Here is a 22,964-nt window from a genome sequence, read left to right as displayed (position 1 = left end):
ACCCGGGCGCCGTGGCGATCTCGATCAGGTTCTTCCGTAGACCGGGACGAGGGCGGCGCGCGTGACGGCGTTCTCCGGCGACGCCAGGAACGCGATCGTCGCGGCGACCTCGTCGACCTTCGGCCACTTCGCGTGGTCGGCGTCGGGCATGTCCTTGCGGTTCGACGGCGTGTCCATGATCGACGGGACGACGGCGTTGACCCAGATTTTCTCGTCGGCGACCTCTTCGGCCAGAGCCAGCGTGAGCGCCGCGACTGCCGCCTTGCTTGCCGCGTAGGCCGACTTGCCGGCGCCCCGGCGCGGCTCGACACCGGGCTGTGCCGACACGTTGACGATCCTGCCGCCGCGCCCGCGCATCTTCTTGATCGCCTCACGCGCGCACAGGAAGGCGGGGATCGCGTTCATGTCGAGCATCGATTGGAACTGCGCGAGCGAGATGTCGTCGACCCGCCCCCATGAGAATCCGCCGGCAGTGTGGATCGACGCCCACAGGTGAGGGACCGTCGCGTAGAACGCCTCGACCGCCCCCTCGTTTCCGAGGTCGGCGACCTCGACGAAGCGCGCGCGATCCTCGAACGGGACGAACTGCTTCCGGGCTTTCGCGAGACTCCGGACCGGCAGGTAGAGCGTCGCCCCTGCGTCGAGGAGGGTTCGTGCGACGGCGCCGCCGAGCTCGCCGGTCGCTCCGGTCACCACCACGTCGCGGTTCGTGAAATCGAAGCTCATCGCATCCCCCTGCTAGACTCCGGCCTCGTGACCGGCAAGATCGTCCGCGCGCTCGCGGCACTCTATCTCGTCCTGCTCGCGGCGTCGTGGATCGTGCGCCACGCGCAGCCGGAGCGCCCGGTTCCCGCAGGCCTCGCCACCGTCGACGTTCCCATCGTCGCGGGGGATCGACCGCAAGCGGGCACGCTCCGCATCGCGTATCGGGATGCCGGTCCTCGAGACCGGCCCGCCGTCATCCTCCTTCACGGCAGCCCGGGCGGTTCCTACGATTTCGACAACGTGCTGCCCGCCCTCGCGAAGGAGTACCGGGTCATCGCCCCCGACCTTCCCGGGTTCGGCGCCAGCGAGCGCCGGATCCCCGATTACTCGTTCCGCGCCCACGCCCGCTACGTCCTCGAGCTGATGGACGCCCTCCGGATCGGCGAGGCGCACCTCGTCGGCTTCAGCATGGGGGGCGGCGTCGTCCTCTCGATGGCCGACATCGCGCCGCGGCGCGTCCGCTCGATCACGATGCTCTCGGCGATCGGCGCGCAGGAGTACGAGCTGCTGGGCGACTACCGGATGAACCACGCGCTCCACGGGATTCAGCTCGCTCTCATCTGGTCGCTGCGGGAGCTCACCCCGCATTTCGGCGCGCTCGACCACAGCCTGTTCGGCGTGAGCTACGCCCGCAATTTCTACGACTCCGACCAGCGTCCGCTGCGCGGCATCCTGTCGCGCTTCGCGGCGCCGATGCTCATCATCCACGGCAAGGAAGACCCGCTCGTGCCGATCCAGGCGGCCGAGGAGCACGCGCGCCTCGTCCCGCAAGCGCGGATCGTCATGACACCCGCCAGTCATTTCATGGTCTTCGTTCGCCAGGACAACCGCCTCCCCGGCGTCGTGCTGCCGTTCCTCGAGAGCGTCGAGCGCGGCGACGCGCCGACGCGCGCGACGGCGGATCCGGAGCGCATCGCCGCCGCGGCGAGGCCGTTCGATCCGAGATCGCTGCCGAAGTTCAAAGGCATCCCGCGCCTCATCGTCCTCGCCCTGATCTCGGCGTCCACTCTCGTCAGCGAGGATCTCTCGTCGATCGGCGCCGGCCTCCTCATCGCCGCCGGACGCCTCAGCTTCCTCGCCGGCACGGTCGCGAGCCTGCTCGGTATCCTGATCGGCGACATCCTGCTCTTCCTCATCGGGCGCACGCTCGGCCGCGCGGTCGTTGCCCGCGCTCCCATGCGCTGGTTCATCACACCTCATCAGATGGAGCGGAGCTCGGAGTGGTTTCGTGAGCGCGGTCCGATGGTCATCCTGGCGAGCCGATTCCTCCCCGGGACGCGCTTCACGACCTACCTCGCGTCCGGCGTCCTTCGCACGCCGTTCTGGACGTTCATGCTCTGGTTCGGGGTCGCGGCGATCCTCTGGACGCCCCTCCTCGTCGGCGTGACGGTCCTCGTCGGCGCGCCGGTTCTCGACGTCTTCGATCGCTTCGAGGCCTACGCGTTGCCCGCCGTCGTCGTCGTGTTCGTGATCGTCACGATCGCGACGCGGACGATCCCCAAGCTCTTCACCTGGCGCGGCCGCCGGCTCCTCGCGTCGGGCTGGCGCCGGCTGGTGCGCTGGGAGTACTGGCCACCGTACGTCTTCTATCCACCGGTCGTGCTCTACGCGGCGTGGCTCGGCGTCCGACTTCGCGGGATGACGCTCTTCACCGCCGCGAACCCCGCGATCGAGGCCGGCGGTTTCATCGGCGAGTCGAAGGCGCAGATCCTGACCGGCCTCGCCCGCGCCGGCGACACAGTGGCGCCGTGGCACCTCGTGCGCGGCGGCGACGCCGAGGGCGTGCGTGACCTGGGGCTCCCGCTGGTCCTCAAGCCCGACGCAGGCCAGCGCGGCTCCGGTGTCGTCATCGCGAAGAGCTGGGACGAGGTCGATGCGTACCTCCGCACGGCGCCGTACGACGTCATCGCGCAGCAGTACGCCCCCGGCGTCGAGTTCGGCGTCTTCTATGTGCGGCGCCCGTCGGAAGACCGCGGGCGTATCTTCGCGATCACCGAGAAGGAGCTCCCCGCCGTGACCGGCGACGGAGCGCGGACCCTGGAGGAGCTGATCCTCACCGACCGCCGTACCCTCCCGATGGCGCCAACCTACCTGGACAAGCAGCACGAGCATCTGCACGACGTCGTCCCGAGCGGAGAACGGGTGCAGCTCGTCGAGCTCGGGACGCACTGCCGCGGCGCCTTCTTCCGGGACGGGATGCGTCACGCCACGCCGGAGCTCGAAGCCGCGATCGACCGCGTCAGCCGCACGTTCGACGGCTTCTGCTTCGGCCGCTACGACGTGCGCTCGCCCTCCGTCGAGGCGTTTCGCCGCGGCGAGCTCAAGGTCATCGAGCTGAACGGCGTGACGTCCGAGGCCACGTCGGTGTACGACGCGGCGAAGGGCCCGTTCGATGCCTACGCGATCCTCTTCCGGCAGTGGCGGCTGGCGTACGAGATCGGCGCGGAAAACCGGGCGCGCGGGGCGCCGACGACGGGACTCCTTCAGCTCGTGCGCATGATCGGCCGCTATCGCGCGGCCGCCGCGCGCCACGTCGACGTCTAGGGGCGGCGCGACTTCTCCCTGAAGCGTCGCGGCGACATCCCGTACCAGCGGCGGAACGCCCGGTGGAAGGCGCTCTGGTCGGCGTACCCGAGGAGGAACCCGACCTCGTAGACGGCGAGCTTCGGGTCGTCGAGGAGACCGGCCGCGAGATCGTGCCGGAGCGCGCCGAGCGCGTCCGCGAACGTCGTCCCTTCGTCGGCGAGCCGCCGCTGCAGCGTGCGCGGGCTCATCGCCATCGTCGCCGCGGCGGCATCGAGGGTGGGCGCGCCGGCGCTCAGGCGCGACCAGAGGACCTGGCGGAGCCGTCCCGTCGTCGTGTTGGCGCCGAGCGCACGCACGGCTTCGTCCGCAAGCTTGTCGAGATACCCGACGAGCGTCGCATCCGCGGACGCCACGGTCGTGTCGAGATCCGCGCCGTGCATGACGATGGCCGCGGGCCGCACGTCGAATTCCAGAGGGCACCGAAAGTGCGCGTGGAGCGCCTGCACGTGCTCCGGCTCCTTCGCCGGGAATCGCACGGCGGCCGGGACGATGTCGCGCCCCGCGATCTCGCGGAGAACGGCGACGATCCAGGCCAGGTTCAGCTCCACGATCTCCGGAATCGACTCGAGGCCGGGGTGGCTCTCGAAGACGATCGTCCCGTCTTGCAGCTCGAAGCGATTCTGGTCGCCCACGATGCGGCCGTAACGCGCCAGACGCGACAGGGCGTCACGCAACGTGGTCGAGTGGAGCATCGCATAGCCGATGAGGCCGGCGTCGCGCGCCCTGCGGGCCGAGCCCGCGCGTACGCCGAACGCGGGGTCGCTCGCCTCGTCGAGCACCGCCCGCACGATCGCGACGAGCGTGCTCAGCGGCATCCGCGCATCGGGATTTCGCAAGGTCGCCTCGTCGATGACGAGGCGCCGGACGAGCCGCTCGCGGTTCACCCCGACCCGTGCGGCGTCGTCGAGCAGGAGCGTGGCGACGCGGACGAGATAGGTCGGCTCGGAAAGTGCCGAAGACATCGGCGAATCCTAACAAAGTCGCCTTCGGCCAGGAAATTGGCGCCCGCGGTCCATGCCCCGGCGCGGCGCCGTTCTTATCGTCCTCGTCAGGAGGACACGATGTCTGGCACGACCGCACCAACGTTCGTCCCGGAGCTTCTTGCCCCCGGGAAGCGAGGACCGAAGCCGAAGGCGCGCCGGAAGGACATCCCTCGCGCCGAGATGGAGCGATTGATCGAAGAGGCGCGCCGGCTCGTGCCGATCTGCGCGCGCGCCTACATGGGCCGCGGCGTACCCATCGACGATCTCGTCGGCGCCGGCAACCTCGGCGTGGTCGAGGGCGCGTACCGTTTCGATCCCGGGCGCGGCGTCAAGTTCGCGAGCTACGCGATGTGGTGGATCCGCCGCGGGATGTCCGCCGCGATCGAGCGCGAGTCGCAGCTCGTCATCGTCCCGCGCTACTCCCGCGACCGGCGGCGGCGCGTTCTCGAGATCCTGTCGAAGACGCGCGACGACGACGGCCCGCAATCCCTTGCTTCCGTCGGTGCGGAGCTCGGCCTGACGGAGCATCAGGTCGAGCGCGCCATGAACAGCTGGAGCGTGATGCTCTCCCTCGACACGCCGACGCGCCCGGAGAGCAAGCGTACGTTGGGGGATACGCTGACGGCGCCGGACGCCGCGGAGCCCGACGAGGTCACGCTCTCCGCGGAGATGTGGCGCCGCATCGGCGACGCGATCGCCGCGCTCCCGAAACGGCAACGCACGGTACTGAAGCTCCGCTACGGTCTCAGCGGCAAGGAGCCGGCCCTGCTCAGCGACATCTCGGCGCTGCTCGGCCTCAGCCGTGAGCGCGTGCGTCAGATCGAGAACGAGGCGCTGGCGCAGGTCAGGCGGAGCCTTACACGGGAACGGCGATCTTCTTCTTCACCCACTCGGTCGTGATGCTCTTCGGGCGCTCGAGCGGAAGGCCGAGAGCGCGGTCGAGGATCAGCGAGGCGAGGACGCCCATGGCGCGCGAGACGCCGAACAGCACGGTGTAGAAGTCGTACTCGACGAGACCGTAGTGGACGAGGATGACGCCGGAGTGGGCGTCGACGTTCGGCCACGGGTCTTTCGCCTTCCCCTGCTTCTGGAGGATGTCGGGGACGATCTCGTAGAGCATCTTGACGATCTGGAAGTTCTCGTCGTCCGGGAGGTTCTTCATCGCGAACTCGCGCTGCGCGAGGTAGCGCGGGTCGGTGACGCGGAGCACGCCGTGGCCGTAGCCGGGGATGACCTGCCCCGAGTTCAGCGTGTCCCAGACGAACGTCGCGAGCTGCTCGCGCGACGGAACGCCACCGCCGAGCTTCTTCTTGACGCCCACCAGCCACCGCATGACTTCCTGGTTCGCGAGGCCGTGGAGCGGGCCGGCGAGGCCGTTCATTCCGGCGGCGAGGCAGAGGTACGGGTCGGAGAGCGCCGAGCCGACGAGGTGCGTGGCATGCGCGCTGACGTTTCCGCCCTCGTGGTCGGCGTGGATCGACATGTAGAGGCGCATCAGCTCGCGGAACCCGGCGTCGTCGAACCCGAGCATGTGCGTGAAGTTCGCCGCCCAGTCGAGCGATTTGTCGGTAGCGGGGGCGAGGTGCTTCCCGCCCTTGTACGAGCGGCGGTAGATGTAGGCGGCGACGACCGGAAGGCGCCCCAAGAGGAGCGCGACGTCGTCGTACATCGCCTCCCAGTGGGCCGACTTCGGCATCCCGTCGCGGTAGCGCTTGGCGAAGATCGAGTCGTTCTGCATCGCCATGATCCCGATCGAGAACTGGGTCATGGGATGGGTCTCGACCGGCAGAGCGTCGAGCGCCTTCATGACGTGTGCCGGAAGGGTCTCGTGAGCGCGCCAGGCCGCGGTGACCTCGGCGGTTTGCGCGTCGGTCGGGATGTCGCCGGTGAGGAGGAGCCAGAACACCGACTCGGGGAGCGGCTGCGAGCCACCGTTGGCGCGCGGCAGCTTCGCCTGCATCTCGGGGATCGTCATCCCGCGGTAGCGGATGCCTTCCGTCGGATCGACCGACGACGTCTCCGTCACCATGCACTTGATGTCGCGCATTCCGCCGTAAGCCTGCGAGAGCGTGACGTCGCCGATGACGGTGTTGCCGTGGGCGCCGAGGATCCCTTCGATCTCTTTCTTGAGGGCGGCGTTCTTTCCGGCGAGGATGGTCTTGAGCGTGGCGGACATGGCGCGATCTCCCGAGGCTCACCCTCGGCGTCGCGCAACGGACTTCAGGGATGAGCCGGAAATCAGGTTAGAGACCGGTGCGCGACCCGTCAAGGCCCGGGCGACGTATTCCCCGGTTCTCGACTCCGGAATTCGCGCGACCTCTTCCGGCGTGCCGGTCGCGATGACGCGACCGCCGCCGTCGCCCCCCTCCGGCCCGAGGTCGATGAGCCAATCGGCGCACTTGATCACGTCCAGGTTGTGCTCGATGACGATGACGGTGTTCCCGGCGTCGACGAGCCGGTCCAGGACCCCCAACAACTTCCGAACGTCGTCGAAGTGGAGACCGGTCGTCGGCTCGTCGAGCAGGTAGACGGTGCGCCCCGTGGCACGCCGCGACAGCTCCTTGGCCAGCTTGATCCGCTGCGCCTCGCCGCCGGAGAGCGTCGTGGCGGCCTGTCCCAGGCGGATGTAGCCGAGGCCGACGTCCTGGAGGGTCTGGAGCTTCTCCCGGATCGCCGGCACGGCCTCGTAGAATGGAAGCGCCTGGTGGACGGTCATCTCGAGCACGTCGGCGATCGATTTCCCCTTGTAGAGGATCTCGAGCGTCTCACGGTTATATCGCCGGCCGTTGCAGGTGTCGCAGGTGACGTAGACGTCCGGGAGGAAGTGCATCTCGATGCGGAGGACGCCGTCGCCCTCACAGGCCTCGCAACGGCCGCCCTTCACGTTGAACGAGAACCGCCCCGGCTGGTAGCCGCGCGCCCTCGATTCCGGGACGAGCGCGTAGAGATCGCGGATCGGCGTGAAGAGGCCGACGTAGGTTGCCGGGTTCGAGCGCGGCGTGCGGCCGATCGGCGACTGATCGATGTCGATGACCTTGTCGATCTCCATGATCCCGGTGATCTTCGCGTGCGCGCCGGGGAGGTCTTCTGCGGCGTGGAGCTTGCGCGCGAGAGCGCGGTGCAGGATCTCGTTGACCAGAGTGCTCTTGCCCGAGCCGGAGACCCCCGTGACGCAGGTGAGCTTCCCGAGCGGGAAGGCGACGGTGACGTTCTTCAAGTTGTGCTCGGTCGCGCCGTGGACGGTGATCGACTTCCCGCTCCCCGCGCGCCGCGTCTTGGGGATGGGAACCGACTCACGCCCCGAGAGGAACGCGCCGGTGAGCGACTTCCGGTCGGCGGCGATCTCGCCCGGGGTTCCCTGCGCGACGATCTCGCCCCCCAGCTCCCCCGCTCCGGGACCGAGGTCGATGACGTGGTCGGACGCCAGGATCGTCTCCTCGTCGTGCTCGACGACGATGACGGTGTTCCCGAGGTCGCGCATCGCGACGAGCGTGTTGAGGAGCTTCCGGTTGTCCCGCTGGTGCAGGCCGATCGACGGCTCGTCGAGGATGTAGAGGACGCCGGTGAGCCGCGATCCGATCTGCGTCGCGAGCCGGATGCGCTGCCCTTCGCCCCCGGAGAGCGTCGCCGCGCCGCGGTCGAGCGTGAGGTAGCCGAGGCCGACGTTCTCGAGGAAGCCGAGGCGCTCCTTGATCTCCTTCATGATCGGCGCCGCGATCTGCCGCTCCTTTGCGTCGAGCTTGAGGGCGTCGTACATCCGGATCGCGCGGGCGACCGAGAGCGACGTGTGCTCGGCGATCGTCTTCCCCTCGAGCTTGACGGCGAGGGTCTCCGGCTTGAGGCGCGCGCCGTGGCACGCCGGGCACGGGTGGACCGACATGAGCTTCTCGAGCTCCTCGCGGCGCGACTCCGAAGCCGTGTCGCGGTACTTCCGCTCGAGCGACGGGAGGATCCCGTCCCACGTCCGCTGCCACTCGTAGCTGCTGCGCCGCCCTTCCCACTTGAACTTGAACTCGCGCTCCCCCGCCCCGTCCCACAGGACCTTCTTGAACGCGGGCGGGAGCTTCTCGTACGGCGTGTCGACGCCGACCTTGTAGGCCTTGAACACGCCCGACTCGAGCACCTGGTACCAGTTCGCGTCGCCCCAGGCGAGCGCGCCCTCGCGCAGCGTCATCGCGGGGTCGCGGAGGATCTTCTCCTTGTCGAACGACTTGCGGACGCCGAGGCCGTCGCATTCCGGACAGGCGCCGTAGGGCGAGTTGAACGAGAACATCCGCGGCGCCAGGTCGCCGACCGAGATCCCGCAGTCGATGCACGCCAGGTGGCGCGAGAAGAGGAGGTCGCGCTTCCCGTCGACGTCGATGACGACGAGCCCTTCCGCCGCGCCGAGCGCCGTCTCGACCGAGTCGGTCAGACGTCCCTTGACCTCGGGTTTCACGACCAGGCGGTCGACGACGATCTCGATCGTGTGCTTCTTCTGCTTGTCGAGGTCGATCTCGTCGGCGAGGTCGCGGACCTGGCCGTCGATGCGCGCGCGCACGAATCCCTTGCGCGCCATCTCCTTCAGCTCTTTCTTGTAGATCCCCTTGCGGCCGCGCACGATCGGCGCCATGACCTGGATCTTCGCCCCTTGTGGCAGCTCGAGCACCGCGTCGACGATCTGCTGGACCGTCTGCGAGGTGATCGGCTTCCCGCAGTTCGGGCAGTGGGGCTTCCCGATCCGCGCGAAGAGCAGGCGCAGGTAATCGTAGATTTCCGTGACCGTCCCGACGGTCGAGCGCGGGTTCCGCGACGTCGTCTTCTGCTCGATCGAGATCGCGGGCGAGAGCCCTTCGATCGACTCGACGTCGGGCTTCTCCATCATCTCGAGGAACTGCCGCGCATACGCCGACAGCGATTCGACGTAGCGCCGCTGGCCCTCGGCGTAGAGGGTGTCGAACGCGAGGGAGGACTTCCCGGAGCCGGACACACCGGTGATGACGACGAGGCGGTTCCTCGGGATGGTCAGGTCGATGCGCTTGAGGTTGTGCTCCGCGGCGCCGCGGATCACGATCTCGGTGGCGGCCATCTCGTCTCCGGTGCCTTCGGAACGGGCGCATTCTAGGGCATCATCTCCGGCGGTGCCCGATGGCCTCCCCCGCGAAACGCTTCCTCGTCGTGATTTCCGTCGGGGCGGCGCTCGTTCTCGCGCTCCTTCTCGCCGCGCGGCTCGCCCTCCCCGGCTGGCTCCGCGGGAAGGTCGAGCGTCTCGCCGGCGAGGCGACGGGCCGGGCCCTGACGATCGGAGGCCCGCTCGACCTGTCGCTGTTCGGATCGCCGACCCTCTCCGTCAAGGACGTGCGGTTCGCCAACGTGCCGGGCGGATCGGAATCGTCGATGGTGACCGCGGGGCGGCTCGCCGTCTCGATCGATCTCCGAAGGCTGCTTTCGGGAGAGATCCACGTTCGCCGCGTCGAGCTGGAGGATGTCCGGGTGCTCCTCGAGCGGTCGAACTGGCATTTCGAGCTTCCGCAACGGCCGCCTTCCAGGAAGAAGGCCCCCAAGGTCGTCGTCGACGAAGCGGCGCTCCGGAATTTCCGGCTCGTCCACCGCCCCGGCCTCGAGCTGGGAATCCAGTCGTTCACGGCACATCGCGACCCGGCGACCGACATGGTCGCGGTCGACGGCCGCGGCGACTTCAATGCCGCGCCGTGGCACCTCGCGGGGACCGTCGGCACGGTCGCGAGCATCCTCGAAGGACGCGACGTCGATCAGACGTTGACCGGTGGGATTGGGCAATCGACGCTGTCGGTCGAAGGCCACCTCCGTGATCCATTGACGCTCGGCGGCCCGAGGCTCGGGATCGACGTCGCGGGTCCCGACGTCGCGGTCGCGCTGGCGGTCTTCGGCCTTCGCTCGCCCCTCGCCGGCCCGTTCAAGCTCGAGGCGAAGCTCTCGCCGCAGGGGGACGACGTCGGCGTGGAGGTCGTCGCGGGCGTCGGCGGCGTGGAAGCGAAGGCGACGGGAGCCGTCGACTCGCTCCTCGGACTTTCGCGCGCGGAAGCGGTCGTCGAGGCGTCCGGTCCCGACGCGGCGGTCATCGGCGGCTGGACCGGTGTGCGTGGGCTCCCCACGGGGCCGTTCCGCGCCGCGGGCAAGGTGGTCTGGGCCGACCGCGCCGTAGGGCTCTCCGATGTCGACGTCGCGGCGGGAGGGATCGACGCCCGCGTGAGCGGGACGATCGGCACGACGATCGAGCTCGACGTCGACGCTCGCGGCCGCGACTTGGCGGTGCTGAGGGCGGTGTCGACGGTTCCGCTTCCCGCGGGGCCGTTCACGGTCGACGGACGGTTCACACGCCGGGGGCGCGTGCTCGCAATCGGCGCAACGACGGTGCACGTCGGTGAGACGACCGTCCACGCGTCCGGCACGATCGGCACGCCTCCCGGTTGTCGCGACCTCGACCTCACCGCCGAAGGGAGCGGCCCTGACGCCTCCATTTTCTCCGCGCTCGCGACGGTGCACCTTCCCGCCGAGCGGTTCGACGTGCGCGGCCGCGTGGCGCTCGAGGGCGGAGCGATCGGCCTCCACGGGGTCGAAGGACATCTCGGCGCGAGCGCGTACGGCATCGACGGCACGCTTATGCCGGTGCGAGGTCTTGCCGGCTCGCGCGCCCGTGTCCACGCCGGAGGAGAGGACTTGGCCGGTGCGCTCATGCCGTTCGGCGTGACGGGCCTTCCCGCGCAGCCGTTCGACGGCGGCGGCACGGTGGGGATCTCCGGCGGTGCCTACGATCTGGAAGGCGTCGTCGCCCACGTCGGCGGCATGGACGCCACCGTCGAAGGCCGCGTCAGCGTACCGGTCACCGCCGCCACGTCTCTCGCCGCGCACGTATCCGGGAACCACCTCTCGGACCTCGCCGCGTGGGGCGTCCATGCCACGCTTCCGCCCGATCCGTTCGAGGCGGAGGGCACGCTGCGCATCGACGGCGGCGTCTACCGCGTCGAGCGCGGCACCGGCACGATCGGGTCCGACACGCTCACGGCGGATGGGATCGTCGCCCCCGCGTACGACCTCGATCTCCACGCCGTGGGCCCGCACCTGCCTTCGATCGCTCGCTTCTTCGAGGACGGCTCCTTGCCGCATCTTCCCGATACGCCGTTCGACGTGAAGGCCCACGCTCGCGGGGCCGACGGCGGCGTTGGCGTCCGCGGTGGCGAAGGCACGATCGGGAACCTCCACCTCGCGGTCGACGGCACGGTCGGGACGGCGACCGATGCGACGATCGCCGTCGACGCTCCCGACACCACGGTCGCGTCCGAGCTCGCCGGCGTTCACCTGCCCGACGGCGTGCTCCGCGCCCGCGGGCGCATCCGGCGCAAGGACGGCGTCACCGGACTCGACGGCGTCAAGATCAACCTCGGCTCCGCGTACGCCGAGGTCTCCGGAACCGTCGGCGACGTCCAGTCGCTCGACGTGGACGTCGAGGGCCCCGATCTCGCGGCGATCGTGGGCCCGCTCACGGGCCTGTCGCCGCTCCCGACCGACTCGTTCGCCGCGGAGGGGCACTTCCTGGGCGACCGCCGGCGCATGACCTCGGAGGGTTTCTCGGCGCGGCTCGGCGACAGCGACGTCGCCGGCTCGATCGCGCTCGCGTTCGGGGACAAGACGACGATCGACGCCGACCTGCGGTCGAAGCGTCTCGACGTCGCGCGGCTGATCTCCGGATTCACCGAGCCGCCGGCCGAGAAGGCCCCCGCGGTCGCCGCCAAGCGAACACACGTCATCCCCGACGCCGCGATCGACCTCACCGCGCTTGGCCGGCTCGAGGCGCGCGTCGTTCTCCGGGCCGACGAGGTCGCTTTCCCCGGCGTTCCCCTGCGCGACGTCTCGATCGAAGCGCGCGCTCACGACGGCGGCCTCCACGTCGAGCGCCTCGAGGGCACGGGCTTGAACGGCGGACACCTCATGACGCACGCGGCGCTCACTCCCGCGGACGACGGCTACGCGTTCGACGGCGGCCTTCGCCTCGACGGCGGGCGCTTCACTCTTCTCTTGAAGAAAGACGGATCGCCGAAGGATGCCCCGACGCTCGACGTCGACACCGAGCTTGCAGGGAAGGGAAGAACCCTCCACGAGATCCTCGGCGGGAGCGACGGCAAGATTCTCGTGCAGCTCGGACCCGGGCGCCTACCGAAGACCCTTTCGTCCGGCTTTCTGGTCTCCCTCCTCGACACGCTCAATCCGTTCCGGAAGACGAGCCCCGATACCCCTCTCGAATGCGGGATCGCGGCGGCGGCGATCGAGGACGGGAAGGTCGTCGTCGATCCGATCGCGACGCGCACCGACAAGCTCACGATCCTCGGCCGGGGCAAGCTCGACCTCTCGACCGAAGAGATCAACCTCACCTGGACGCTGAAGCCGCGCAAGGGGGTCGGGGTCAGCCCGGGCACGATCGCGAACACATTCATCAAGCTCGGCGGCACGCTCGCGGACCCCAAGATCGACGCCAAGCCGCTCGAGGCCGCCGCGACGACCGGCGCGGCGGTCGCGACGGCCGGCATCACGATCCTCCTGAAGGGGTTCTACGACCGGATCACGGCCGAGACGAACGTCTGCGCCAAGGCGCTGAAGAAGGTCCGCAAGGAAGAGGAGAAGCGGGCCGCCGCTACCGCTCCCGACGCAGCGGGAGAATGAGCATCGCGACCCCCGCGATGACGGCGCCGATCCCGGCCCATGTCGGGATCGCGACGTGCTCCTCCTCCTTGACCTTGAAGTCGAAGGGGCCGATCGACGCCTTGTGGCTCTCCTTCGTGTAGTTGAAGCCGCGGTAGACGAGGATGACGACACCGGCGGCGACCAGGACGAGCCCGAGGATCTTCTTCGCGTTCATGATGGAGAGATACCACAGAAGCGTGCCTTGTTAGAATCCCCCCCGTGCGCACCCTCCTCGTGGCGGCTTCCCTGCTCGCGCTCGGCGTCGCGGCGCAGAAGCCGGTCATCTACGACCCCGATCCGACGCAGAACGGCGCGGGCGAGCTGACCGGCGAGACGTGGGGCAAGATCGGGCCCACCGCCGCGATCCGCCTCACGCGCATCGACGACGCGACCCGCACGCGCTACATCCACGCGCGCGGCGGCCTCGAGCTCGACCCGTTCACGACCGCGCCCGACCACCCGGAGGGGTTCTTCTCGTTCCACATCATGATCGAGAACCTCTCCGAGACGCGGATGGTCTTCCAGCCGCAGGCGTGCCGCCTCGTCACGAGCTGGATGGACTCGGCCGGGCCGATCGACCTGCCCATGATCATCACCGCCTTCCAGATCAACGACCGCGAGCCGCCGAAGAACATCGAGCGGATCCGTGGCGCGATCATCGACGGCGAGGTCGTCCTCGGCCCCGGCGAGAAGCGCGACGGCCTCCTCATCTACAAGGCGATCGACCCGCAGACGAAGAAGTATCAGGTCGACATCTCGGCGACCCTGACCGACGGCAAGGCGTTCGGCTTCAGCGCGTTCTACAAGAAGCGGAAGGTGAAGTGAGCGCGATCAAGCTCGACGGCACCGCGGTCGCACGTGCGATCCGCGACGAGGTCGCCGCCGGCGTTTCCACGCTGGGGCGCGCGCCCGGCCTCACCGTCGTCCTCGTCGGCGAGTCCCCCGCCTCGGTCGTCTACGTGCGCGGGAAGGAGAAGGCCGCGCGCGAGGCCGGCATGCGCTCGGAGGTGCTGCGCCTCCCCGGCTCGGCGAGCGAGCGGGAGGTCCTCGCCGCCGTCGCGCGCCTGAACGCCGACCCCGACGTCCACGGCATCCTCGTGCAGCTCCCCCTTCCCGCCGGCATCGACGCGCAGCGCGTCCTCGAGGGGATCGACCCCGCGAAGGATGTCGACGGCTTCCACCCCGAGAACGCCGGCCGCCTGCTCATCGGCCTGCCCGGCTTCGTCCCCTGCACGCCCGCGGGGATCGTCGAGCTGCTCAAGCGCCACGACGTGCCGCTCGCCGGGAAGCACGCCGTCGTCCTCGGCCGCAGCAACATCGTCGGCAAGCCGATGGCGATCCTCTTGCTCCGCGAGAACTGCACCGTGACGGTCTGTCACTCGCAGACGCCGGACCTCCGGACGATCGCCGCGCAAGCCGACCTCCTCGTCGCCGCGATCGGCAAGCCCGGCTTCGTCGGCGGCGGCTTCGTCAAGCCCGGCGCCGCGGTCGTCGACGTCGGCATCCACACGCTGACCGACGAGGCCGCGGTGCGCGCGGTCTTCGGGAACGACGAGGCCAAGCTCCGCCTCCTGCGCGAGAAGGGCTCGGTCCTCGGCGGCGACGTGCGGCCCCACGAAGCCGCGGAGCGCGCCGGGTGGCTCTCCCCCGTCCCCGGCGGCGTCGGCCCACTCACGATCGCCATGCTCCTCAAGAACACGCTCGACGCGGCGCGCCGGTGCTACGCGTCGGTCTGACCGGAGGGCTCGCCTCCGGCAAGAGCACCGTCGCCGCGATGTTCCGCGAGCTCGGCGCGACCCACGTCGACGCCGACGCGATCGCGCACCAGTTGCTCGCACCGGGCGGACGGGGCGTCGCGGCAGTGACGGCGCGCTTCGGCACCGTCGATCGCGGCCGCCTCGGCGCGATCGTCTTCAGGGACGACGCCGCGCGCGCCGACTTGAACGCGATCCTTCATCCGCTCATTCGGGAGGAGATCGTGCGCGCGACATCCACCCTCCCCGGAACGGCCGTCGCCCTCATCGACGCCGCGCTCCTCGTCGAGACCGGGATGTACCGGGGCTACGACGCCCTCGTCGTCGTTTCGTGCCGTCCCGAGACGCAGATGGCACGCGCGGTCGCCCGCGGCATGTCCGAAGCCGACGCACGGGCGCGCCTCGCCGCTCAGGCGCCGCTCGAGACGAAGACCGCCGTGGCCGACTTCGTCATCGACACGGAGACGACGCTCGACCGAACGGCGGAGCAGGTGCGCGCGGTGTGGGAGAAGCTGAAGCGGAGAGCCTAGCTGTCGGCGTCTTCCTCGCTTGCCTCGAGCCCGCCTTCCGCCGCCTGATCGAGCAGGTCGCTCGCGCGGTCGGCGTCGGACGCCGGGACGACGAGGTTGATCGGACGGCCGAAGGTGATGCCGGGCCCTTCGGAGCCGAGGTCGTCCGCGGTGATCGCGGCGTCGATCCCTTCGGCTTCGAGCAGACCCTTCGCGATCTCGGCCTCACCCTTGTCGGTGAACGATTTGACGATGACGGGGTCGTTCATGCGGGCACCTTCACGCCGGCCCCCTCGTGGTCCTTGACGACGGTGATCCTGTTCTCGTCGTCGACGAGGACGATCCGGGGGACATGGCCGGCGACACGATCATCGTCCACGGCGCAGTAGGAAGCGATGATCACCTTGTGGCCCACCTCGACGAGGCGTGCGGCCGCCCCGTTGATGCAGCAGGCGCCGCTGCCGCGCGCGCCCTCGATGAGGTAGGTGGAGAAGCGGCTCGCGTTGTCCACGTCGTAGACGTCGATCCGCTCGAACGGCACCATCCCGCATGCATCCATGAGGTCGCGGTCGAGCGTGAGGCTCCCCTCGTACTCGACGTCGCACTCCGTCACCGTGATCCTGTGGACCTTGGCTCGAAGCATCTCTCGTGTCATTTTCGAGACTCCTTCCACCGGGGTCGCTCCTCGTCGCCGAGTGAACGCCGCGGTTTCACCGACTACTCTAAGATGCGCGTCCCGTCGCCGTCCACCGAAGCCTCAGGCGCGGAGCGGCAGATTGTCGATCAAGCGCGTCGTTCCGGCGAAAACGGCGGCGACGAGCAGCAGGTCGCCCTGGGCGCGGGCCACCGGCTCGAACGATTCCGCATCGACGAGGGCGATGTAATCGATCCGCAGCAACGGCTCCGCGTCGATCGGCGCGCGGGCGGCGGCGAGGATGGCATCGGGGTCGGTCGCGCCCTCGGCGAGCGCGGCACGGGCCGCCTCGAGCGCGCGCGGGATGGCGGACGCGGCACGGCGCTCGTCCGCGGACAGGTAGACGTTGCGGCTGGAGAGCGCGAGGCCGTCCTCGTCGCGCTTCGTCGGCAGGACGAGGATCTCGACGTCGAGGAGGAGGTCGCGGGCCATCTTCGTCACGACGGCGACCTGCTGGGCGTCCTTCTGGCCGAAGATCGCGACCTGCGGCTTCACGACCTCGAAGAGCTTGAGCACGACGGTCGCGACGCCGCGGAAGTGCCCGGGCCGGCTCTTCCCCTCGAGGACGTCCGAGATGCCGGCGACCTCGACGAACGTCGAGACGCCCGCGGGGTAGATCTCGTCGGCTTCGGGAGCGAACACGACGTCGACCCCTTCGGCGGCGAGGAGGTCGCAGTCCCTCGCGAGGTCGCGCGGGTAGCGCGCGAAGTCTTCGCCGGGACCGAACTGCGTCGGGTTGACGAAGATCGAGACGACGGTGACGTCGACGTGGGCGCGGATCCGCCGCGCGAGCGCCAGATGTCCTTCGTGGAGGTACCCCATCGTCGGGACGAGGCCGATGCGCTCGCCGCGGCTCCGGGCGCGCGCCGCGACCTCCCTCATCCCGTGGACGCGGCGGACGACGTCCATCAGCCGTAGGTCTCGTCGTTGGACGGGAAGGTGCGGTTCTGCACGTCGGCGGCCCACCGCCGGATCGCTTCGGCCGCCGCGCCGTGGAGATCGGCGTAGCGGCGCACGAACTTCGGCACGTCGCCGGGAAGCATGCCGAGCAGGTCGTGGATGACGAGAACCTGGCCGTCGCACGCGGCGCCCGCGCCGATCCCGATCGTCGGCACCGGCACCGCCTCGGTGATCCGCTGCGCGACCGCCGACGGGACGCCTTCGAGCACGATCGAGAAGACGCCGGCCTCGGCGAGCGCGCGCGCATCGTCGACGAGCGCGTCGGCCGCGTCCTTCGCCTTGCCCTGGACCTTGTAGCCGCCCATCGCGAGCACCGACTGGGGCGTGAGGCCGAGATGGCCCATGACCGGGATCTCCGCGTCGAGGATCGCGAGGATCGCTTCCAGCCGCTTCTTGCCCCCTTCGAGCTTGACCGCGTCGGCGCCGGCCTCGCGCACGAACCGCGCGGCGTTCTTGACCGCGTCGTACGGCCCGGTGTGGAACGACAGCCACGGCATGTCGGCGATGAGGAGCGCTTCACGGCGCCGTCTCCCCACGGCCTTCGCATGGTGGAGCATGTCCTCCATCGTGACGGGCAGGGTCGTGTCGTGGCCCATCTCGACCATGCCGAGGGAGTCGCCCACGAGCATCGCGTCGACGCCCGCGGCTTCCGCGGCCGCGGCGGTCATGGCGTCGTACGCGGTGAGGACGACGAGCGGAGGTCCGGACTTGCGCGCCCGGAAGGCGGGGACGGTCATCATCTTCGGCCTCCTCATCTGCCCGCTCCTTGCGGAGTCGAGCGACTTAAGCCGAGGTGCTCAACGGTCGATAGTACTGCACGCCCCGTTCCATCCGCCGGATCTGGGCGATCAGGTCGTCCAGCTCCTTCTCGTGATGGACGAAGTCGATCTGGTTCGTGTCGATGACGAGCAGCGGTGTCGTCGTGTAGTTGAAGAAGAAGTAGTTGTAGGCCTTCGCGACCTCGGTGACGTAGGCCTCGGAGATCTCCGACTCGTAATCGCGCTTCCGGCGCTTGATCCGCTCGATGAGGCGCGGGGTGTCGGCCTGCAGGAAGATGACGAGATCGGGCTTCGGCACCTGCGGCTCGAGCATGGCGTAGAGCTTGTCGTAGATGAGCAGCTCCGAGTCGTCGAGATTCAGGTACGCGAAGATCTTGTCCTTCGGGAAGATGTAGTCGCAGACGGTGACCTGCGAGAAGAGCGTGCGCTGCGACAGCTCCATGAGCTGGCGGTACCGCGAGAGCATGAAGAAGAGCTGCGCCTGGAACGCCGCGCCGGTCTTGTCGTGGTAGAAGTCGCGCAGGAACGGGTTCTCGACGCGCTCGAGAACCTTGTGCGCCTCGAAGCGTTTGACGAGCAGCTCGACGAACGACGTCTTGCCGACCCCGATGGGGCCTTCCACGGCGATCGACCGGAATTTCATAGAGCGCGCGAGTATACGGAAAGCGTTTCCGGCAAGGCAAGGGGACCGCGGCGGCGCACGGCGTGCGGGTCGTGGAGCCCCGCGAGCGCCCCGGCGACCGTGCGCGCGCCGACGACGAGGTCCGGCGCGATCTCGGCGAGCGGCTCCAGGACGAAGGCGCGCTCGCCCATCCGGGGGTGCGGCAGCGTCAGCTCGGGCGACGCGCGCCGCTCGTCGCCGAGGAGCAGCAAGTCGAGATCGAGCTCGCGGGGAGCGTTCCGAACGCTGCGCCGCCGGCCTCGGGCGGCTTCGATCGCGAGGAGCGCATCGAGGGCGCCTTCGGGCGGCAGCTCGGTCTCGACGCGGACGACCATGTTGAGGAACCAAGCTGGCCCGGCGCCCCCGACCGGCTCGGTCTCCCAGACCGACGAGGCGGCCGTCACGCGCAGTCCGGCGGCGTGCATGGCGAGGATCCCGGCCCGGAGGTGCGCGTCGCGATCTCCCACGTTGCTGCCGAGCGCGACGTAGCCGGTCACGGGGCCGATCTTAGCCTCAGTTGAAGGGGGGGAGCCCCGGCCGCTAGAATGGCGCCCTTTCCACGCCCTGACCGATGGGGGGAGGTTCCGACCGACATGGCCACCGCGAAGAAGAAGACTGCCGGCCCTGAAACGCCCGGGGAGACCCCCGCGCGCCCCGCGCGGTCGATCCCGCGCAACATCGCGCAGTACGAGGCGGCGCTCGCCGCGTTCTCCGCCGGGGCGGAGGCGTTCGGGAAGGGGCAGTTCGCCCAGGCGCGCACGCAGTTCGCCGCGGTCATCGACGCGGCGAAGGGCGACGAGCCGATCCTCGCCGACCGCGCCCGCACCTACGCCTCGATCTGCGACCGCAAGCTCGCGGGACCCGAGTCCGGCCCCGACGACGCCGAGTCGCTCTACCACCGCGGCGTCGTGCTGGCGAACGCGGGACGCCTCGACGAGGCGTGGTCGACCCTCGAGCGCGCGCTCACGGCGCGCCCCGGCGACGCCAGCATCCTCTACGCGCGGGCGTCGGTGCGCGGCCTCCAGGGGAACGTCGAGGGCGCCGCGTCCGAGCTGAAGAAGGCGCTGACGATCGACCCGACCTTCCGATTCCACGCCGCGTCCGACTCCGACTTCGACTCGGTCCGCGACGAGGCCGCGTTCATCGACGTCATCGAGCCGAGTCACGCGGGGGCCTGAGCGTGCCCGGAAAGCGGGCGCCGCTGACCGTCCTGATCCTCGCGGCCGGCCAGGGCACGCGCCTGAAGTCGAAGACGATCAAGCTGCTCCACCCCGTCGCCGGTCAGCCGATGGCGACGTGGGTCGCGCGTGCCGCGGCGGGGCTGAAGCCCGATAAGACGGTCGCCGTCGTCGGCTTCCAGTCGGAGCAGGTCGAGGCGGCTCTCGGCGATCTCTGCGACGCCTTCGTCCTCCAGCGCGAGCAGCGCGGGACCGGCCACGCGGTCCTGCAGGCCGCCTCGGCGCTCAAGGGCGCCGGCGGGCCACTCCTCATCGTCAACGGCGACCTGCCGAGCCTGCGCGCGGAGACCCTCGCCGCGCTCATCGCCCTCCACCGCAAAGAAAAGGCGGCGCTGTCCCTCGTCACGACCGTGCTGCCCGACGCGACCGGCTACGGCCGCATCGTCCGCGACGGCGGCGGCCGGGTCGAGCGGATCGTCGAGCACAAGGATGCGACGGCTTCGGAGCGCGCGCTCCGGGAGATCAACTGCGGCATCTACTGTGCCGATCCCACGCTCCTCTTCCCCCTGCTCCGCAAGCTGCGCCCGGACAACGCCCAGGGCGAGTACTACCTCACCGACGCCGTCCACGCGCTGATCAAGAAGAAGGCGAAGGTCGTGGCGCTCGTGCACGGCGCGTCCGACGAGGTGCTCGGCGTCAACACGCGTGCCGAACTGGCCCGCGCGGGAGCCGAGCTGTACGCGCGCAAGGCGACAGCGCTCCAGGAGGGCGGGGTGACCCTTCTCGACCCGTCACGCACCTGGGTCGACCCGAGGGCCTCCATCGCCCGAGACGTCGTCCTCTACCCCGATGTCATCGTCGAGGGGGAGACGACGATCGGCGAGGATTCCGTCGTCCGCCCGGGGTGCCGGCTGAACGGCGTACGCCTCGGGCGCGGGGTCGAGATCAAGGACCACAGCGTGCTCGAGGACGCCGTCGTGGGCGACTTTGCTTCCGTCGGCCCGTTTGCGCACCTCAGGCCCGGCTCGGTCCTCGAGCGGGACGCGAAGGTCGGCAACTTCGTCGAGCTGAAGAAGACGACCCTCGGCCGCGGCAGCAAGGCGTCGCATCTCGCGTACCTGGGCGACGCGCAGATCGGCCACGATTGCAACATTGGAGCGGGGACGATCACCTGCAACTACGACGGCGTCCACAAGCACAAGACGACGCTCGGCGCGGGGGTCTTCATCGGCAGCGACACGCAGCTCGTGGCGCCGGTCTCCGTCGGCGAAGGCGCCTACGTCGGCGCGGGGACCACGGTCACCGACGACGTCCCGGCCGGCGCGCTCGCACTCTCGCGGGTCCGGCAGCTCAACCTCGAGGGGTGGGTCGCGCGGAAGAAAAAGAAGGCCGCGGCCGGGTCTTCCCATCATTCCTGATTGCAACCGCCGTTCGGCGGCATTATTCCTTTAGTCTTCGACCGGGGAGGATCGGCATCCATGTGCGGCATCGTCGGGTACATCGGCGCGAAGGATCCGGTCGAGGTCCTCATCGAAGGCCTCCGGAAGCTCGAGTACCGCGGCTACGACTCCGCCGGGATCGCCGTCGTCAACGGGAACGGTGAGCTGAGCCTCCGCCGCGCCCCCGGCAAGCTGCGCGACCTCGAGCGCGTCCTCGCGGAGAAGCCGATCCACGGCCGCTACGGGATCGCGCACACGCGCTGGGCGACGCACGGCCGCCCCACCGAGGAGAACGCGCACCCGCACCGCGACTGCACGGGGCGGATCGTCGTCATCCACAACGGCATCATCGAGAACTACATCGAGCTCAAGCACGAGCTTCAGGCCAAGGGGCACAAGTTCGTCACCGAGACCGACACCGAGATCGTCGCGCACGCGCTCGAGCAGGCGATGAAGGACGGCGCGACGGACCTTCCGGTCGCCTTCCGCTCGATCCTCCCCCGCTTGCGCGGGATCTACGCGCTCGTCGCGCTCTCCGTCGACGCCCCGGACACGATCGTCGCCGCGCGCGTCGGCCCGCCGCTCGTCGTCGGCATCGGCAACGGCGAGTACTTCGTCGCGTCCGACATCCCCGCGATCCTCTCGCACACGAAGGACGTCGTCTTCATGGACGACTACGAGATCGTCGTCGTGAGGCCCAGCGGGGTGAGCTTCCTCAAGATCGACGGCACGCCCCTCGTCAAGGAGACGACGCGGATCCCGTGGGATCCGATCATGGCGGAGAAGGGCGGCTACAAGCATTTCATGCTCAAGGAGATCCACGAGCAGCCCCGCGCGGTGCGCGACACGCTGCTCGGAAGGGTCTCGCTGGAGGACGCGTCGGTCCACCTCGAGGAGATCCAGGTCCCCGATGCCGCGCTCGCCAAGGCCGAGCGCATCCAGATCGTGGCCTGCGGCACGTCGTGGCACGCCGGCCACGTCGGCAAGTTCCTCATCGAGCAGCTCGCGAAGATTCCGGTCGAGGTCGATTACGCCTCGGAGTACCGGTACCGGAAGCCGATGCTCGACGCGAAGTGCCTCTCGGTCTTCATCTCGCAGTCGGGCGAGACGGCCGACACGCTGGCCGCCGAGCGCGAGGCGAAATCGCAGGGGGCGCTCGCGCTCGCGATTTGCAACGTCCGCGGCTCAATGCTGACCCGCGAGTGCGACGGCACGATCTACACGCACGCCGGCCCCGAGATCGGCGTCGCCTCGACGAAAGCGTTCACGAGCCAGATCACGGCGCTGGCACTGCTCGCCTTGAAGCTCGGTCGCGTGCGCAAGACCCTCTCGGACGCGGAGAGCACCGAGATCATCCGCGCGCTCTACCACATCCCCGCGCAGATGGAGCGTTACCTCACCGATGACGCACCGGTCGTCGAGCTGGCGAAGACGTTCCACCAGCACCGCGACTTTCTCTACCTCGGCCGCGGCGTGAACTTCCCGATCGCGCTCGAGGGGGCCCTCAAGCTCAAGGAGATCTCCTACATCCATGCCGAGGGCTACCCCGCCGGCGAGATGAAACACGGCCCGATCGCCCTCATCGACGAGGACATGCCGGTCGTCGCCCTCGCGCCGACCGACGGCGTCTTCGAGAAGATGCTCTCCAACATCGAAGAGGTGAAGGCGCGCTCCGGCATCGTCATCGCCGTGACCGACGAGCACGAAGGCGACGTCGCCCGCAAGGCCGACTTCGTTCTCACCGTCCCGAAGACGCACGAGCTTCTCTCGCCGCTCCTGACGGTGATCCCGCTCCAGCTGCTCGCGTATCACATCGCGCTGCTCCGCGGCTGCGACGTCGATCAGCCGAGGAACCTCGCGAAGAGCGTCACAGTCGAGTAAGAGGGGACAGCTACCGAATTTCCACCCAAAGTCAGAGGGGTGGTTTCGTCACACACAACTCAGTGCCTGTTGTGTGTG

General features: G+C 69.4%; 20 protein-coding genes. 9 read left to right on the top strand and 11 right to left on the bottom strand.

Annotated elements, in window-relative coordinates:
* Positions 1–24: 24 nt before the first annotated feature.
* Positions 25–726 (bottom strand): SDR family NAD(P)-dependent oxidoreductase, encoded by a 702-nt coding sequence (locus VFV19_06185; GenBank protein ID HEX4823881.1) that lies wholly within the window; start codon positions 724–726, stop codon positions 25–27.
* Between the two features lie 27 nt (positions 727–753).
* On the opposite strand from VFV19_06185, the gene VFV19_06180 reads away from it, so the two are divergent.
* Positions 754–3,309, top strand: a complete 2,556-nt coding sequence (locus VFV19_06180) for an alpha/beta fold hydrolase (protein HEX4823880.1) — start codon at positions 754–756, stop codon at positions 3,307–3,309.
* Here the strand turns inward: VFV19_06180 and VFV19_06175 are convergent.
* A complete protein-coding gene (locus VFV19_06175) occupies positions 3,306–4,313 on the bottom strand; it encodes an AraC family transcriptional regulator (GenBank protein HEX4823879.1) in 1,008 nt (335 codons plus the stop codon). The two genes, VFV19_06180 and VFV19_06175, sit on opposite strands and share 4 nt — an antisense overlap.
* Before the next feature lie 99 nt (positions 4,314–4,412).
* Here VFV19_06175 and VFV19_06170 point away from each other — a divergent pair, with 99 nt between their 5' ends.
* Positions 4,413–5,234 carry a sigma-70 family RNA polymerase sigma factor gene (locus tag VFV19_06170; GenBank protein HEX4823878.1) on the top strand — a complete coding sequence of 274 codons (822 nt, stop codon included), beginning with the start codon at positions 4,413–4,415 and terminating at the stop codon, positions 5,232–5,234.
* Here VFV19_06170 and VFV19_06165 read toward each other — a convergent pair.
* A complete protein-coding gene (locus VFV19_06165; GenBank protein ID HEX4823877.1) occupies positions 5,191–6,510 on the bottom strand; it encodes a citrate (Si)-synthase, eukaryotic in 1,320 nt (439 codons plus the stop codon). The genes VFV19_06170 and VFV19_06165 overlap by 44 nt on opposite strands.
* Positions 6,511–6,528: 18 nt before the next feature.
* The gene (gene uvrA, locus VFV19_06160; protein ID HEX4823876.1) at positions 6,529–9,402 is read right to left on the bottom strand and encodes an excinuclease ABC subunit UvrA; all 2,874 of its coding nucleotides are present in this window, start codon (positions 9,400–9,402) and stop codon (positions 6,529–6,531) included.
* A 59-nt stretch (positions 9,403–9,461) separates the two neighbouring features.
* Between uvrA and VFV19_06155 the strand changes: the two genes are divergently transcribed.
* Positions 9,462–13,010, top strand: coding sequence for an AsmA-like C-terminal region-containing protein (locus VFV19_06155; protein ID HEX4823875.1), 3,549 nt, complete (start codon positions 9,462–9,464; stop codon positions 13,008–13,010).
* On the opposite strand, the gene VFV19_06150 is transcribed toward VFV19_06155, so the two are convergent.
* Positions 12,982–13,206, bottom strand: coding sequence for a hypothetical protein (locus VFV19_06150; GenBank protein ID HEX4823874.1), 225 nt, complete (start codon positions 13,204–13,206; stop codon positions 12,982–12,984). The two genes, VFV19_06155 and VFV19_06150, sit on opposite strands and share 29 nt — an antisense overlap.
* Positions 13,207–13,250: 44 nt before the next feature.
* Here VFV19_06150 and VFV19_06145 point away from each other — a divergent pair, with 44 nt between their 5' ends.
* Genes VFV19_06145 through coaE form a run of 3 tightly spaced genes read left to right on the top strand, consistent with a single transcriptional unit; the run spans position 13,251 to position 15,315 of the window.
* Positions 13,251–13,856, top strand: a complete 606-nt coding sequence (locus VFV19_06145; GenBank protein ID HEX4823873.1) for a hypothetical protein — start codon at positions 13,251–13,253, stop codon at positions 13,854–13,856.
* Complete coding sequence (locus VFV19_06140) at positions 13,853–14,767, top strand: bifunctional 5,10-methylenetetrahydrofolate dehydrogenase/5,10-methenyltetrahydrofolate cyclohydrolase (protein ID HEX4823872.1); 915 nt, start codon at positions 13,853–13,855, stop codon at positions 14,765–14,767. The genes VFV19_06145 and VFV19_06140 overlap by 4 nt, the downstream gene beginning before the upstream one ends.
* A complete protein-coding gene (coaE, locus tag VFV19_06135) occupies positions 14,749–15,315 on the top strand; it encodes a dephospho-CoA kinase (GenBank protein HEX4823871.1) in 567 nt (188 codons plus the stop codon). The genes VFV19_06140 and coaE overlap by 19 nt, the downstream gene beginning before the upstream one ends.
* Here the strand turns inward: coaE and VFV19_06130 are convergent.
* The 6 genes from VFV19_06130 to folK all read right to left on the bottom strand — a co-directional run bounded on the left by VFV19_06130 (position 15,312) and on the right by folK (position 18,885).
* Positions 15,312–15,563 carry a DUF2007 domain-containing protein gene (locus VFV19_06130; GenBank protein HEX4823870.1) on the bottom strand — a complete coding sequence of 84 codons (252 nt, stop codon included), beginning with the start codon at positions 15,561–15,563 and terminating at the stop codon, positions 15,312–15,314. The two genes, coaE and VFV19_06130, sit on opposite strands and share 4 nt — an antisense overlap.
* Positions 15,560–15,949 (bottom strand): aspartate 1-decarboxylase, encoded by a 390-nt coding sequence (panD, locus tag VFV19_06125; GenBank protein ID HEX4823869.1) that lies wholly within the window; start codon positions 15,947–15,949, stop codon positions 15,560–15,562. The genes VFV19_06130 and panD overlap by 4 nt, the downstream gene beginning before the upstream one ends.
* Before the next feature lie 102 nt (positions 15,950–16,051).
* Positions 16,052–16,897 carry a pantoate--beta-alanine ligase gene (gene panC / locus VFV19_06120; GenBank protein ID HEX4823868.1) on the bottom strand — a complete coding sequence of 282 codons (846 nt, stop codon included), beginning with the start codon at positions 16,895–16,897 and terminating at the stop codon, positions 16,052–16,054.
* Positions 16,897–17,703 (bottom strand): 3-methyl-2-oxobutanoate hydroxymethyltransferase, encoded by an 807-nt coding sequence (gene panB / locus VFV19_06115; protein HEX4823867.1) that lies wholly within the window; start codon positions 17,701–17,703, stop codon positions 16,897–16,899. Before panB ends, panC begins: the two co-directional genes overlap by 1 nt.
* A 28-nt stretch (positions 17,704–17,731) precedes the next feature.
* Positions 17,732–18,370 (bottom strand): deoxynucleoside kinase, encoded by a 639-nt coding sequence (locus tag VFV19_06110; GenBank protein HEX4823866.1) that lies wholly within the window; start codon positions 18,368–18,370, stop codon positions 17,732–17,734.
* The gene (folK, locus tag VFV19_06105) at positions 18,367–18,885 is read right to left on the bottom strand and encodes a 2-amino-4-hydroxy-6-hydroxymethyldihydropteridine diphosphokinase (protein ID HEX4823865.1); all 519 of its coding nucleotides are present in this window, start codon (positions 18,883–18,885) and stop codon (positions 18,367–18,369) included. The genes VFV19_06110 and folK overlap by 4 nt, the downstream gene beginning before the upstream one ends.
* 96 nt (positions 18,886–18,981) lie before the next feature.
* Here folK and VFV19_06100 point away from each other — a divergent pair, with 96 nt between their 5' ends.
* The 3 genes from VFV19_06100 to glmS are packed head-to-tail and all read left to right on the top strand — an operon-like array spanning position 18,982 to position 22,886.
* Complete coding sequence (locus VFV19_06100; protein HEX4823864.1) at positions 18,982–19,566, top strand: tetratricopeptide repeat protein; 585 nt, start codon at positions 18,982–18,984, stop codon at positions 19,564–19,566.
* 2 nt (positions 19,567–19,568) lie between these two features.
* Positions 19,569–20,984 (top strand): bifunctional UDP-N-acetylglucosamine diphosphorylase/glucosamine-1-phosphate N-acetyltransferase GlmU, encoded by a 1,416-nt coding sequence (glmU, locus tag VFV19_06095; GenBank protein ID HEX4823863.1) that lies wholly within the window; start codon positions 19,569–19,571, stop codon positions 20,982–20,984.
* Between the two features lie 60 nt (positions 20,985–21,044).
* Positions 21,045–22,886, top strand: coding sequence for a glutamine--fructose-6-phosphate transaminase (isomerizing) (glmS, locus tag VFV19_06090; protein HEX4823862.1), 1,842 nt, complete (start codon positions 21,045–21,047; stop codon positions 22,884–22,886).
* The last annotated feature ends 78 nt before the right edge of the window (positions 22,887–22,964 follow it).

The organism is Candidatus Polarisedimenticolaceae bacterium (genome assembly GCA_036275915.1).
GTDB lineage: Bacteria > Acidobacteriota > Polarisedimenticolia > Polarisedimenticolales > DASRJG01 > DASRJG01.
Note: the sequence above shows the minus strand (reverse complement) of the source record. Positions and strands in the feature narration are given on the sequence as shown.